This is a genomic window from Pseudomonas sp. 3JA, from assembly GCF_036961705.1.
GTDB lineage: Bacteria > Pseudomonadota > Gammaproteobacteria > Pseudomonadales > Pseudomonadaceae > Aquipseudomonas > Aquipseudomonas fluorescens_Q.
The window spans coordinates 329,402-343,629 of sequence record NZ_JBAMDJ010000001.1 but is presented as its reverse complement, the minus strand read 5'-3'; the positions used below and the strand labels follow the sequence as shown (position 1 = coordinate 343,629).

The 14,228-nt window shown below is 60.0% G+C and carries 9 protein-coding genes and 1 pseudogene; all 10 read left to right on the top strand.

The genetic code is table 11. The annotated features are described in order from the left end of the window. Positions 1–42 precede the first annotated feature (42 nt). The 10 genes and pseudogenes from fabF to V7773_RS01420 all read left to right on the top strand — a co-directional run bounded on the left by fabF (position 43) and on the right by V7773_RS01420 (position 13,864). Positions 43–1,335 (top strand): beta-ketoacyl-ACP synthase II, encoded by a 1,293-nt coding sequence (gene fabF / locus V7773_RS01465; protein WP_336071891.1) that lies wholly within the window; start codon positions 43–45, stop codon positions 1,333–1,335. A 232-nt stretch (positions 1,336–1,567) separates the two neighbouring features. After that, entirely contained in the window at positions 1,568–3,283 is a 1,716-nt protein-coding gene (locus V7773_RS01460) for a type I secretion system permease/ATPase (RefSeq protein WP_336071889.1), read from the top strand. 19 nt (positions 3,284–3,302) lie between these two features. Continuing rightward, entirely contained in the window at positions 3,303–4,613 is a 1,311-nt protein-coding gene (locus V7773_RS01455) for an HlyD family type I secretion periplasmic adaptor subunit (RefSeq protein WP_336071888.1), read from the top strand. A gap of 1 nt (position 4,614) precedes the next feature. After that, positions 4,615–5,955, top strand: coding sequence for a TolC family protein (locus V7773_RS01450; RefSeq protein WP_336071886.1), 1,341 nt, complete (start codon positions 4,615–4,617; stop codon positions 5,953–5,955). 92 nt (positions 5,956–6,047) lie between these two features. Further along, a complete protein-coding gene (locus V7773_RS01445; protein WP_336071885.1) occupies positions 6,048–9,806 on the top strand; it encodes a M10 family metallopeptidase in 3,759 nt (1,252 codons plus the stop codon). A gap of 168 nt (positions 9,807–9,974) precedes the next feature. After that, positions 9,975–10,124: pseudogene (locus tag V7773_RS01440) on the top strand (hypothetical protein); the annotation flags it as partial. A gap of 4 nt (positions 10,125–10,128) precedes the next feature. Then, complete coding sequence (locus tag V7773_RS01435) at positions 10,129–10,647, top strand: SDR family NAD(P)-dependent oxidoreductase (protein ID WP_336071884.1); 519 nt, start codon at positions 10,129–10,131, stop codon at positions 10,645–10,647. Positions 10,648–10,677: 30 nt separating this feature from the next. Next, a complete protein-coding gene (gene acuI / locus V7773_RS01430) occupies positions 10,678–11,664 on the top strand; it encodes an acrylyl-CoA reductase (NADPH) (protein WP_336071883.1) in 987 nt (328 codons plus the stop codon). Positions 11,665–12,200: 536 nt separating this feature from the next. Beyond that, positions 12,201–12,923: a haloacid dehalogenase type II gene (locus V7773_RS01425; protein WP_336071881.1), complete on the top strand. Its 723-nt coding sequence runs from the start codon at positions 12,201–12,203 to the stop codon at positions 12,921–12,923. A gap of 236 nt (positions 12,924–13,159) precedes the next feature. Then, positions 13,160–13,864 (top strand): phosphoribosyltransferase, encoded by a 705-nt coding sequence (locus V7773_RS01420; RefSeq protein WP_336071880.1) that lies wholly within the window; start codon positions 13,160–13,162, stop codon positions 13,862–13,864. Positions 13,865–14,228 lie beyond the last annotated feature (364 nt).

The window sequence follows — 14,228 nt, the reverse complement described above, 5'->3', positions numbered from 1 at the left end:
GCGAGTGTTCGTGAGCGACGACCGAGAAATGAAGAGGTTCTTATGAGTACTCCCAAAGGTCAAAAACGAATCGTTGTCACAGGGGTTGGCATTGTCGGCCCCCTGGGTTGCGGTGTAGAAGAGGTATGGCAGCGGTTGCTGGCCGGGCGCTCCGGCATTCGTATCCTGCCTGGCGATATCACCGAGGGTACCGGTGTGGCCGTGGGCGGCCAGGTGCCGTCGTTGGAGGAAGACGCCAGCGCGGGTTACGACCCCGAACGCGTCATCCCGCCCAAGGATCGCAAGAAAATGGATCGCTTCATCGAGTTTGTGCTGGTGGCCGCCCATGAGGCCCTGGAGCAGGCGGGCTGGCATCCGACTGAAGCCGTCGACCAGGAGCGGACCGCGACGATCATTTCATCGGGCGTGGGTGGGTTTGGCGCCATTGCCGATGCCGTACGCACCACCGACTCGCGGGGGCCGCGTCGGCTGTCACCGTTCTCTGCACCGGCGTTTCTCGCCAATATGGCGGCCGGCCACGTGTCCATCCGGCATGGCCTCAAAGGCCCGCTCGGCGCACCGGTAACCGCCTGTGCCGCCGGCGTCCAGGCCATCGGCGATGCGGCCCGGCTGATCCGGAGCGGGGAGGCGGACATTGCTATTTGCGGCGGTACCGAGGCGGCGATCGATCGCGTGACCCTGGGTTGTTTCGCGGCGGCCAGGGCGCTCTCCACCGGTTTTGCCGAACGCCCGCAGGAAGCGTCGCGCCCCTTCGACCGTGATCGCGACGGCTTTGTGATGGCCGAAGGCGCGGGGTTGCTGGTGATCGAGTCGCTGGAACACGCGTTGGCGCGTGGGGCCAAGCCCCTGGCGGAACTGGTCGGCTATGGCACCAGCGCCGATGCCTACCACCTGACGGCCGGCCCGGAAGACGGCAACGGCGCCCGCCGCGCAATGGAACAGGCGCTGCGCCAGGCCGCTGTCAGCCCGGCCGACGTGCAGCATATCAATGCCCACGCGACCTCTACCCAGGTCGGCGACAGCGGGGAACTGGCGGCGATTCGTTCGGTGTTCGGCACGGACTCCGGGGTGGCGATTACCTCGACTAAATCGGCTACCGGCCACCTGCTGGGCGCGGCCGGGGGCATTGAAGCCGTTTTCACGGTATTGGCGCTGCGTGACCAGATCGTGCCGCCGACCCTGAACCTGGTTAATCCTGACGAGGCCGCCGCTGGGCTTGACCTGGTTGGCCTGAAGGCCAGGAAGATGCCGATGACCCATGCGCTTTCCAATGGGTTCGGGTTCGGTGGCGTCAATGCCAGTGTGTTGTTTCGTCGTTGGGAGGCTGAGGCTTGAGTATTTGATCTGGTGTCGCCCCACCGCGAAGGGCTATTGCGCGTGGCGTATCACCCGTCACGCCAATTTCGATTTTTCCTTAAGAACTGCAAACCCGCGCCGATACAGCGCGGTAGATCCGATTGTGCGGGCGCTCCAGTGGTGTCCCGCCGAACGATATTCCAGGCGTTCGTGCGCCTGTGCCCTTGTGATTTTTCAGGTTTGACCAGAATCGGACCTCAGGTGATGAACCATGTCAGCCCACGCCAGGACCGAACTGGAAGGCGCCCTTGCCGTCTGCAAAGGTAGTTTTCTTGCCGTTGGTTTTTTCAGTTTTTTCGTCAACTTGCTGATGCTGGTTCCTTCGTTCTACATGCTGCAGGTGTATGACCGCGCGGTAGGCAGCGCCAGCCTGTCGACGCTGTTGATGCTGACGCTGATCATGTTGCTGTTGATGATCACCCTGGGTGGTTTGGAGTGGGTCCGTTCGCGAATCATGGTGCGGATCAGCACTCGCCTGGACACGCTGCTGAGCCAGCGTCTGTTCGACGCCAGTTTCAAGCAGGCGCTCAATACCAGTGGCATGAATGCCACGGCCCAGCCTTTGAGTGACTTGAATGGTTTGCGCCAGTTCCTGACTGGCAACGGCCTGTTTGCATTTTTTGACGCGCCGTGGATCCCGATCTACCTGGCTGTCATGTTCATGTTTCATCCCTGGTACGGCTGGATGGGGGTCGTGAGTGCAGCGTTGTTGGGCGCGCTGGCCTTTGCCAACGAAAAGCTTACCCACTCACCGCTGCAGGCCGCCAACCGCGAACAGGTGGCGGCCACCGCCTTCACCAACAAGAGCTTGCGCAATGCCGAAGTGGTGCAATCCATGGGCATGCTTGCCAGCCTGCGCCAGCACTGGAGCGGGCGAGCCCACAAGGTCCTTGCGCTGCAGAGCCTGGCCAGCGACCGCGCCGCAACCATGACATCGGTGTCCAGGACATTCCGGCAGATCGTCCAGTCGCTGGTGCTGGGCCTGGGCGCCTATCTGACGATCAATCACGAGATTTCGTCCGGGCTGATGATTGCCGGCTCGATTTTGCTAGGGCGCGCGCTGGCGCCCATCGATCAGTTGATCGGCGTATGGAAAGGCTTTCTGGGGGCCCGCTCGCAATATGCCCGGCTGCACGAATTGCTGCTCAAGATTGCCGCCGAGCCTGAACGCATGTCGCTACCGGCACCTGAGGGGGCGATTCGCGTCGAGGGCCTTTCGGCCGGATCCCCCGATGCTCGCAAGCCGATTATTCGCGGCGTGGGCTTTCAGGTCGCCGCGGGTGAAGCAGTGGGCATCATTGGTCCCAGCGGCGCTGGGAAGTCGACCCTGGCCAGGGCACTGCTCGGCGTCTGGCCAAGCCTGGCCGGCACCGTACGCCTGGATGGCGCGGACATCAACCAATGGCGTAGGGAGGAGTTGGGCCCGTACATCGGCTATCTGCCGCAGGACATCGAGTTGTTCGAGGGCACCATCAGCCAGAACATTTCCCGCTTCGGCCCGGTGAACGCCCCTGCCGTGGTCGCTGCCGCGCGCATGGCGGGTGTGCATGAACTGGTGCTGCAATTGCCCGATGGCTACGACACGGTGATCGGCGCCAATGGCGGTGGATTGTCCGGCGGTCAGCGGCAACGTATCGGCCTGGCGCGCGCCTTGTACGGTGAGCCGCGCCTGGTGGTGCTCGATGAACCCAACTCCAACCTGGATGAGACCGGCGAAAAAATGCTCGCCGAGGCGCTGCAAAAACTCAGGCAGAGCAGGGCCACGGTGTTTGTGATTACCCATCGACCTGGGGTGTTGGCGCAGGTGGATAAATTGTTGGTGCTTAATCATGGCGAACTGAGTCTGTTCGGGCCGCGGGACCAGGTCCTGGCCCGCTTGCGCGATGCGACGCCCGCGGCCCGCCAGGCTGCCGCGATTCAACCGTAGGAAGCGGATGAGCGATTTCATGCAAAACAGCAAACACTCGTCCACCGCGTTGCTTGTCGATGACACGCCGGTAAGGCGCGTCGGCTACCTCATGCTGCTGGTCACCTTCGGCCTGTTCGGTGGCTGGGCTGCGTTGGCCCCGCTCGACAGCTCGGCACTCGCGCCGGGCGTGGTCACGGTCAAAAGCTACCGCAAGACGGTGCAGCACCTTGAAGGCGGCATCGTGCGCGAACTGCGCGTGCATGATGGTGACTTGGTCAAAACCGGCGATGTGTTGCTGGTGCTCGATAACACCCAGGCCCGTTCGGAAATGGAAACGACGCGCAGCCAGTTGATTGCCGCGCTTCAATTGCAGGCCCGGTTGGAGGCTGAGCGTGACGCATTGCCCGAGCCTCTGGCGGTGCCTGCCCTGGATCCCGCGGACCCACGGGTGCAAGAAGCCCGCGACAGTGAAGCCCGGATCTTCCAGACCCGACGGACCTCGTTGCTGGGCGAAATCGGCTTGCAAGAGAAGACCATCGGACAAATCGAAGAACAGATTCGCGGATTCAAGGCCATCATCGCCAGCAAGCAAGCGCTGGCGGCTTCCTATCAAGAAGAAATAGTCGATTTGCGGGCACTGCTTGCCGAAGGCTATGTGGACAAACAGCGACTGCGCGAGCAGGAGCGCAGCCTCTCTCGCCTGCAAACCGAAATAGCTGAAAGCCAGTCCGAGGTTGCGCAAGCGCATGTCCATATCGACGAGGCGAGATTGAAGATACTGCAGTTGAAAAAGACCTTCGCCACTGAAGTCGCCGGCCTGTTGGGCGATGCACGGACCAAAGTGTATGAACTGCGCGAGCGACTGGCCACCCTGCAGGACCGCGATCAGCGCACCGATATTCTTGCGCCCGAATCCGGAATGGTCATGGGCATGACGGTCCATACCCTCGGCGCCGTGGTCAGCCCAGGCACTGCGCTACTGGACATCGTCCCGGCCAACGAAGAGCTGATCATCGAGGCGCAGGTGTCGCCGATGGACATCGACCGCATCGCGTTGGGCAAGCTGGCGGACATTCGCTTCAGCGCGTTCAAGAGCAGCACCACGCCCGTCATCGAGGGGCAACTGGTGCAGATTTCCGCCGACCGTCTGATCAACAAGGACACAGGCACGGCTTATTACCTGACACGCGTGGCCTTGACGGACAAAGGGCGCCAGACATTGGGCAACCTTACCCTGGTGCCGGGAATGCCGGTCGAAGTGCTGGTCAATACGGGCGCGCGAACGCTGTTGCAATACTTGATACAGCCGGCGAGCAATGTGTTCGCCCGTTCGTTGATCGAGGACTGAGATGAAGTTCCTGATCACGCTGTGCCTGGCCCTCCTGCCGCTGGGAGCGCTCGCTGACGATACGTATATCGACCTGTGGCAATTGCACCAGGAAGCGCAGGGCGCTGATCCGCGTGTCCTGCGGGCACAAGCCCTGGTTCGAAGCGGTGAGGGCAAGGAACGCGCGGCCTTTGGTCAACTGTTACCACAGCTCAACGCCAGCGGCAGTGTCAACCGCAGCCGGCGCGACGACGACCTGGACCGTATCCAGTACAACGGCAAACGCATGGCCGTGATGCTCAATCAGGTGATCTACGATCCCCAGGTCTGGCGCAGTTACCAGAAGTACCTTGAGTTGGCCCGGCAGAGTGGCTACGAGTCGGTCGATACGCGGGTGCAGGCCAGCATTGATTTGTCCGAGCGTTATTTCGCCGTTCTTGCTGCGGAGGACGAGTTGTCGCTGGTGCGCAGCGAGCTGGAGGCGACCGAGCGTAACCTCAAGCGAGTCAAGGCCTTGTACGCGCGGCAGATGGCGATGGTGACCGACACACTCGACCTTGAGGCGCGAGTGGATGCGCTCAAGGCTGACGAGATCGAAGCCAGCAACAAAGTCCTGGTCAGTCGTGAAGCGATTTCCGAACTGGTGGGGCGCGATGTCAGCGAGCGGTTTAAGCGCATCGGCGACAATCCAGCCTTCATCCTGCCAGCGCAAGCGCAGGACTACTGGGTGCAGACGGCGCTCGACAGCAACCCGGCGCTGCACGCCCGGGAGCACAGTGTCCTCGCCGCCGAGGCGGCCATCGCTGAAAACAAGGCAGGGCATCTTCCCCGGCTGGGCCTGAATTTGACGGCGCAACGCAGTGACATTGGCTATGAAGGCGCCGTGACGCCTCGCTCGGACAACCTCGTTGCCTCCCTGGATTTACAGATGCCGCTCTACAGCGGCGGTTCCACCCGTGCACGGGTATCGAGTTCCGAAAGTGACAAGGAAGCCGCCCAGCAGGAGCTGGAAGCCTTGCGTCGCCAGGTCATCAAGGAAACCCGCACTGCTTATCTCGGCATGACGGCCGAGCTCAGCCGGATCAAGGCTACACGGCGTGCGCTGGAGTCGGCTGAAAAGTCTCGGGTTGCCACGGAAAAAGCCTTCGGCTATGGCGTCAAGAATGCGGTCGATGTGCTGGACAGTATCAAGGACGAGTTTCGTGCGCGGCGTGATCTCTATCAGTCCCAATACAAGTTCGTGACCAGCTTGCTGGTGCTGCATCGCTGGAGCGGAAGATTGGGAGATGGGGATATTCGCCGGGCCAACGAGTGGTTGGTTGCGCCATCGTCGTCGGATTCTGGCTTAAAAAGCAGTGGCTAAGTGATATCAATCCCCTTGTTTCTCATGCAAAATACCCACTATGTAGCGGCCGCATCCCAGGAAGGTCCGCAGCTAGCCCACAGGAAGCACATATGCCCAGTCCATTAGGTTACTCATCCATTTCGTACGCAAAACTGACCGGCAACACACAGGTCAACAGTTTGCTTTACGGCACTTATTGGGCTGGAAATACGAGCACGGGAGTGTTCACCACGTCCTTGACGTACAGCTTCATGACCATGGGTTCGTATTTCGCCAGCAACTACAGCAGCGAAAATGAATATGAAGCCGGTTACGTCCTCTCGTCGGCACAGAAGAATGGCATCGTCAGTGCGCTAGGCACATGGAGTTCGGTTGCCAACATCAAATTCCAACAGGTGAGCGAGACGGCCAGCAACGTCGGTGACTTGCGATTCGGCGGTTACCTGTACATGGATGATGACACCGCTGCCTGGGGTTACTTTCCTGGTAATACCCCCAGCGCCGGCGATGTCTGGTTGGGGCCAGTGACGAACGACCCAGCGCCTGCCAAGGGCACCTACGATTACTTGGTGTTCATGCATGAGATCGGTCACGCCCTGGGCCTGAAACATCCATTTTCCCCAAGCTCGTCGAACTCCACGGTGCTCTCCGCACAGTTCGACGATGTCCGTTACACGATCATGAGTTACAACACCGCTTACTCCTATGAGCCAACCACGCCCATGTTGTTGGATATTGCCGCCATCCAGAGTCTCTATGGCGCAAACACCCAGTGGCAGACAGGTAACAACACCTACAGTTGGGCCGTCGGCCAATCGGTTTTCGAGACGATCTGGGACGCAGGCGGCAATGACACGATCGACGCCAGCAATCAGTTGGCAGCGGTGCGCATCAACCTGAATGAAGGCCAGTTCAGCAAGATCGGCCAAACCTTTCTGAAACTCGACACCCAGACGGCCTTCAATGAAGGATTGGCGATCGCCTACGGGGCCAAAATTGAAAACGCGGTCGGCTCGGCCAATGACGACACATTGATCGGCAATGCATTGGCCAACTTTCTGAACGGTCGTGCCGGCAAGGATACGATGATCGGTGGAGCGGGCAACGACACTTACGTTGTCGATAATATCGGTGACAAGGTGCAGGAAAGCAGCACCTTGGCCAGCGAAATTGACGCTGTCACCTCGTCCATCAATTACACCCTGGGTGCCAACATCGAGACTCTGACGCTGAGCTCAACTGCCAATCTCAACGGCACGGGCAACACGTTGAACAACCGCATCAATGGCAACGCCGGCGCCAATACCCTGGATGGCGGCGGCGGTATCGATACCTTGGTTGGCGGTGCCGGCAACGACACTTACGTGGTCGACAACCTCAAGGATGTCGTCACCGAAACCAGTACCCTTGCCAGCGAAATCGACACCGTGCGTTCCTCGGTGAACTGGGCCCTGGGCGCCAACCTGGAAAACCTCACCCTGACCGGTTCCGCTCATCTCAATGGCACTGGCAATGCCCTGAACAATGTGCTGACCGGCAACGCCGGCAACAACGTGCTGAATGGTGGCGCCGGGCGGGACACCTTGATCGGTGGCGCGGGGAATGACACCTATGTGCTCGATCGGGCTGATGAATTGGTCCTGGTACAAGAGAGTGTCAATCAGGGCAGTGATGGCCTGACCGTGACCTACGCCGCCAGTTCGTCCAGCAGCGTCGTCAACCTGAACCTGAGCAATCTGCGCAACGTCGAAAACGCGGTCCTGAGCGGCACCGGGGCGTTCACGTTGGTTGGCAACGAGCTGAATAACAGCCTGCTGGGCAACGCCTCCGTGAACAACCTCCAGGGTGGGGCGGGCAACGACGCCCTTGATGGTGGTGTGGGTGCCGATACCTTGATTGGTGGTATTGGCAACGACACCTACGTGGTCGACAACCTCAAGGATATCGTCAGCGAAACCAGTACCCTGGCTGGCGAAATCGATACCGTGCGCTCGTCCCTGAATTGGACCCTGGGAGCCAATCTGGAGAACCTCACGCTGATCGGCAGCGCCCACCTCAATGGCAACGGCAATGCCCTGAACAACGTACTGATCGGCAACGCCGGCAACAACGTACTGAGTGGTGGAGCAGGCAACGACACATTGGACGGCAGCAGCGGTATCGATACCCTTGTTGGCAGTACCGGCAACGACACCTACGTGGTCGACAACCTCAAGGATGTCGTCAGCGAAACCAGCACCCTGGCCGGCGAAATCGATACTGTGCGCTCCTCGGTGACCTGGACCTTGGGCGCGAATCTGGAAACCCTCATCCTGACCGGGTCCGCCCTGCTCAACGGTACTGGCAACGCCCTGGGCAACGTGCTGATCGGCAACGCCGGCAACAATGTGCTGAGTGGTGGTGCTGGCAGCGACACACTGGATGGGGCCGGCGGCATCGATACCCTGGTTGGCGGCACCGGCAACGACACTTATCTGGTCGACAACCTCAAGGATATCGTCAGCGAAACCACCGTCCTGGCCAGCGAAATCGACACCGTGCGTTCCTCGGTGAACTGGGCCCTGGGTGCCAACCTGGAAAACCTCACCCTGACCGGTTCCGCTCATCTCAATGGCACCGGCAACGCGCTGAACAATGTGCTGATCGGCAACGCTGGCAACAACGTACTCAATGGTGGAGCCGGGCGGGACACCCTGATCGGTGGGGCGGGGAATGACACCTATGTGCTCGATCGGGCCGATGAATTGGTCCTGGTACAAGAGAGTGTCAATCAGGGCAGTGATGGCCTGATCGTCACTTACGCCGCCAGTTCGTCGAGCAACGTCGTCAACCTGAACCTGAGCAATCTGCGCAACGTCGAAAACGTTGTCCTGAACGGCATCGGGGCGTTCACGGTGGTTGGCAACGAGCTGAATAACAGCCTGCTGGGCAACGCCTCCGTGAATAACCTCCAGGGTGGGGCGGGTAACGATGTCCTTGATGGTGGCGTGGGTGCCGATACCTTGATTGGTGGTATTGGCAACGACACCTACGTGGTCGACAACCTCAATGATGTCATCAGCGAAACCAGTACCCTGGCCGGTGAAATCGATACCGTGCGCTCATCCCTGAATTGGAACCTAGGGGCCAATCTGGAGAACCTTACGCTGACCGGCAGCGCCAACCTCAATGGCAACGGCAACGCCCTGAACAACGTACTGATCGGCAACACCGGCAACAACGTATTGAGTGGTGGGGCAGGCAACGACACACTGGACGGCAGTAGCGGTATCGATACCCTCATTGGCGGTACCGGCAACGACACCTACGTGGTCGACAACCTCAGTGATGTCATCAGCGAAACCACCGTCCTGGGCAGTGAAATCGATACCGTGCGTTCCTCGGTTGGCTGGATCCTGGGGGCCAATCTGGAGAATCTCACGCTGACGGGCACTGCCTTCATGGGGATCGGTAACGACCTGGACAACGTGCTGATCGGCAACGCCGGGCGTAACGTGTTGGATGGCGGGGCGGGCAATGACACGCTGATCGGCGGCCTGGGCAGTGACAGCCTCACCGGCGGAACCGGAAGCGACCGTTTTGTTTTCAATACGCTGGGTGAGCTGGGCACAGGTTTTAACCGTGACTCCATTTCCGACTTCAGCAGCCTGCAAGGCGACAAGTTGGACCTGTCGAAGCTGGATGCAAATCTCCTGACTGCGTTTGCCGATTCGTTCAGCTTCATCGATTCGAATGACTTCACGGCTGCAGGACAACTGCGCTTCGTCGATCAGGTGCTGTATGGCAATGTCAACGGCGATCTGGGGGCGGATTTTGAAATCCAGCTGGTGGGTGTCAATACCCTCGCTGCTAATGACCTGATCGCTTGATATAACGGTTTCGGGCCCTGAGGGAAAGAATTCAGGGCCCGGAACCGTTTCCGCTCAAGTGCGAACGAGTGTCCTCGCCACGAGCTCGTCGACTGCCTTATTAATTCCTTTATTTCATGCGCACTGACTCATTCAAGTGCTGGAGCGGCGCTGCCGTCGGCATTATTGATGTTGATTAGCATCAAAAACATTGATCGTTACGATTATGATCACGCAGCAGCGCAGGAGAGTTCCGTCGAGCAGGCCAAGGCTCTTTTCGATACCAACTTCCTCGGCATCGTACGCACGACGCGCGCGGTGGTGCCGCACATGCGCCGCCAGGGTGCTGGCCGCATCATCAACATCGACTCAATCCTCGGCGTCGTGCCTGTTCCTTACGCACCCCCTCTATTCAGCCAGCAAGCATGCGGTGGAAGGTTATTCGCAAGCGCTGGATCACGAATTGCGTACCCACGGCATCAGGGTCACCGTCGTCGAGCCCGGCTATACCAAGACTCAATTCGAGAGCAACAACCTCCAACCCGATGCCAAGCTCGACGTGTACGAAGACATTCGGATAAAAGTGACGAAAGTGGTGAACCAGGCCATGGCGACCGCCGACGGCCCCGACGTGGTGGCTGAAGTGGTACTCCAGGTCGCGCGTGCCGAGCATCCGAAGTTGCGCTATACCGCTGGCAAAGCGGCCGGCCAGTTGCAGTTCATGCGCAGCTTTGTTCCGGCGCGCTTGCTGGACACGGGCATCCGCAGGGCGCTGCAGCTCGAAACCAAGTGGCCTTCTCAGGCACACTGCGGCCTGGCCATACCCGTTGCCGTGTCTGTTGCATCTGCAGGGCAGCGATGACGATCCGTTTGAACGAACAGGACAAAAACCATGACATTCAAAGCGCTGCTCACGACCAAAACCGGTGAAGCGATCTCGACCCAGCTGGTTGACTTCAAGGACGAGGACCTGATGCCCGGTGATGTCACTGTCGCGATCGAGTTCTCGACCGTGAACTACAAGGACGCCATCGCCCTCAGCGGACGCTCCCCCGTCATTCGCCAGTTTCCGCTGATTCCGGGCATCGACTTCGCCGGCATCGTCGAGACGTCCAGCCACCCGGGGTTCGAGGCCGGCGACCGTGTGCTGGTCAACGGCTGGGGGCTGAGCCAGACCCACCACGGGGGCTTTGCGCAGAAGGCGCGGGTGAGCGGTGACTGGCTGGTAAAGATTCCGGAAGTATTCTCGACCCAGGCCGCCATGGCCATCGGCACCGCGGGCTACACGGCGATGCTCAGCGTCCTGGCATTGGAGCATGGCGGGCTGACCCCTGATCGAGGCGATATCCTGGTCACCGGTGGCAGCGGTGGCGCCGGCTCGGTGGCTATCGCACTGCTGTCGGGCCTGGGCTATCGAGTGATCGCCTCGACCGGACGACTAGAGGAGGGTGACTACCTGCGCGACCTTGGTGCGACGCAGGTTATCGACCGCAACACCTTGTCGCAGCCGGGCGCACCGATCGCCAAGGAACGCTGGGCTGGCGTCATTGATTCGGTGGGCAGTCACACCCTGGCCAATGCTTTGGCACAGACCCAATATCGCGGTGTTGTCGCTGCCTTCGGCCTGGCTCAGGGCGCGGATCTGCCTGGCTCGGTGCTGCCCTTCATCCTGCGCAACGTGACCCTGGCCGGTATCGATTCGGTCAACGCTCCGCAAGCGGTGCGCCTGCAGGCATGGTCGCGACTCGCCCAGGATCTTGATCTGAGCAAGCTGACCCGCACCACCCAGATGGTTGGCTTGGCAGAGGTGCCGGCCGTTGCCGCTCGGGTACTGGAAGGCAAGGTGCGCGGGCGTACTGTCGTGGACGTGAATGCATGAACAACCACTTGTGGACCACCACGTGGATGTCACGCTCGCGCAGGTATCGGGTCAGCACAGTGCGGTCGGCGTCGCTCCAGTCGATGTCCTGTTGGACGAACCAGCCGTCGACAAAGACGCCGAATTCGCTGCACAGCTAGATGAACTCATTGGCCAGCGACAGCACGCGTAGGTCCGGGTTTATATGCGTTATCGGTCTGGTCGATGGTGATCGGTGTCGTAGCTGACCAGATCGTCTCCACGCTCCAGGCCCAGCAGGATCCCACGACGTTTATCTAGGGCCTTCCGACACGTTGTCGGCTCGCACCTGACTCAGGTCTCATCCCCGCAGCGCGGCTGGTTGGCGTGTTCCTCGCGGCGCGACTGCGCAAGGCGGCACCGCAACGGTATTTGGTGCTGGGTAGTCACAAGCTATAGGAGCGGCGCAGTATCGATGACGCATGAAAAGGATAAGGCTAAGCTCATTGGATTCCCGCGTTCCAGAGCCTCGGCGGCCGGTGTGCCAGGCTGGACCTAAATAGCAGAGGAGTCTTGCGATGGCGCTTGCACGAGCGTTGGCATTCGATGTGTTCGGTACGGTGGTTGACTGGCATTCAGGCATCGCACATGAGGCGAGTCCATTCGTGTCGACCTACCTGCCCGCTGTCAGCCCCGCGGAATTTGCCATGCAATGGCGCCGGTTATATGCGCCAGCGTTGCGCGAGTGCATCCAGGGGCATGGAGGCTTTGTTGTCCTGGACACATTGCACTACGAGATGCTGGTCCAATTGTTGACGGCTTACGGCCTGGAAGTCGACCAGGTTGACCCCGGGGTATTGCACACGCTTGCCCATGCCTGGCGTCGCCTGGACCCTTGGCCTGACGTGGCCGAGGGCCTGGCCCTGTTGCGTCGGCGCTTTACGGTGGTGACTTTGTCCAATGCCAATGTGGCCTTGATGATCGCTATGAACCGCTACAACGGTTTGCAATGGGACGCGCTACTGGGAGCGGAGTTCGCGCAAACCTACAAACCGGATCCTGCGGCGTACCTGTCCACGGCCAGGGCATTGGACATCAAACCCGCTGAACTCTGCCTGGTGGCCTGCCACCACAGCGATCTTGCGGCAGCCAGGGATTGCGGCCTGATGACGGCCTATATCGACCGGCCCATGGAGTATGGCGGAGCGCCCGCACCCGATGCAGCCCAAGCCCAGGATTGGGATTGGCAGGCCGATGGTTTCATCGATCTTGATCGCAAGCTTCAGGTGATGTCTACCTGATCAAACGCCGGGCGACGCCATGGTGCACCACCAGCCCTTTCCAGCGTGCATGAGTTGTCGGATGCCTGGCTGACGAAGGGACTTGATATATATCAACGCCAAGGTTGCTCTGACAGAGGATGGTGAATCTGCAACGGAGGTGCCCGTTGTAACGCAACGACGGCGACCCGTCCCAGCGTACTAGCCATCTGGCGCGACCAGGATCGTCCATCACGTCAATGCCTCAGGAGGTTCCCATGATCCAGAGCCCCTCATTGCAAACCACGTTGCCGAACCGCGCCGAGGCTGGCCGGCGACTGGTGGAGCCCTTGCTCAAATACGCCAACCGGCCTGACGCTGCCATCCTGGCCTTGCCCCGTGGCGGCGTCCCGGTGGCTTATGAAGTCGCGACGGCCCTGAACGTTCGCCTGGACCTGATGCTGGTGCGCAAGCTCGGCATCCCGTCGCACCCGGAGTTTGCCATGGGCGCCATTGCCAGCGGCGGCATACAAATCCTCAATGACGACGCACTGCGGGTACACCCGATCGACCGCGCCAGTTTCGAGGCCGTCGTCGCCCGGGAAACGCAGGAATTGTTGCGACGCGAACAGCTGTATCGCGGGAATCGCCCGCCGTTGCAGCTCAAGGACCAGGTCGTGATCCTGATCGACGATGGCCTGGCAACCGGTTCCTCCATGATGGCCGCGGTCCATGCGGTGCGCGTGCAGTCCCCGGCGCGCATTGTTGTCGCGGTGCCGGTTGGTCCGCTGGAAACGGTAGAGGCTTTGCGCAGCGAAGTGAATGAAGTGATTTGCCCGTTCATTCCCGAGTGGATGATGTCGATCGGTTATTGGTATTTGGATTTTGCCCAGACGTCGGACGCAGAAGTCATTGAGCTCATGCGCCAGGCCTGGCAGCGGGAAGCTTTGAGTGGTGGCAGGAAGGAGTGTCCTGATACTTGATTGACAAAGTCACCGGGCCCTTGGCGCGCAGGCGCGTTTTCGTTATCTGGATTGGCACTGGCGATTCAAACCGGCAAAAAATACCGTGCGGTCAGTCCTTTCAGAGGCTGTCCGACTTCCTAGGCGACATTGATACGCAACGATTCATTTTCAAAAACGCAAGAAACATCGCATGCGTGTGACTGTGGCTGGTCGATTTTGTACCTATCGCTATAAACGTCAATTGACCTTGGGCGACTCTGGAGTCTCCTGAGCGTCAGTAGGTTTTATTTTAATTAGGATTGTTTTTGTTAAATAACTGAACGCATCGCGGTTGCCTGACATATTTCCGACGCCATAAAGCCAGCGTTGTCTTAGTTTCCCT

Coding starts and splice junctions, on each gene's coding strand:
- V7773_RS01420 (WP_336071880.1), top strand. CDS start 13,160: ATGATCCAGAGCCCCTCATTGCAAACCACGTTGCCGAACCGCGCCGAG.
- V7773_RS01455 (WP_336071888.1), top strand. CDS start 3,303: ATGCAAAACAGCAAACACTCGTCCACCGCGTTGCTTGTCGATGACACG.
- V7773_RS01445 (WP_336071885.1), top strand. CDS start 6,048: ATGCCCAGTCCATTAGGTTACTCATCCATTTCGTACGCAAAACTGACC.
- fabF (WP_336071891.1), top strand. CDS start 43: ATGAGTACTCCCAAAGGTCAAAAACGAATCGTTGTCACAGGGGTTGGC.
- V7773_RS01425 (WP_336071881.1), top strand. CDS start 12,201: ATGGCGCTTGCACGAGCGTTGGCATTCGATGTGTTCGGTACGGTGGTT.
- V7773_RS01460 (WP_336071889.1), top strand. CDS start 1,568: ATGTCAGCCCACGCCAGGACCGAACTGGAAGGCGCCCTTGCCGTCTGC.
- acuI (WP_336071883.1), top strand. CDS start 10,678: ATGACATTCAAAGCGCTGCTCACGACCAAAACCGGTGAAGCGATCTCG.
- V7773_RS01450 (WP_336071886.1), top strand. CDS start 4,615: ATGAAGTTCCTGATCACGCTGTGCCTGGCCCTCCTGCCGCTGGGAGCG.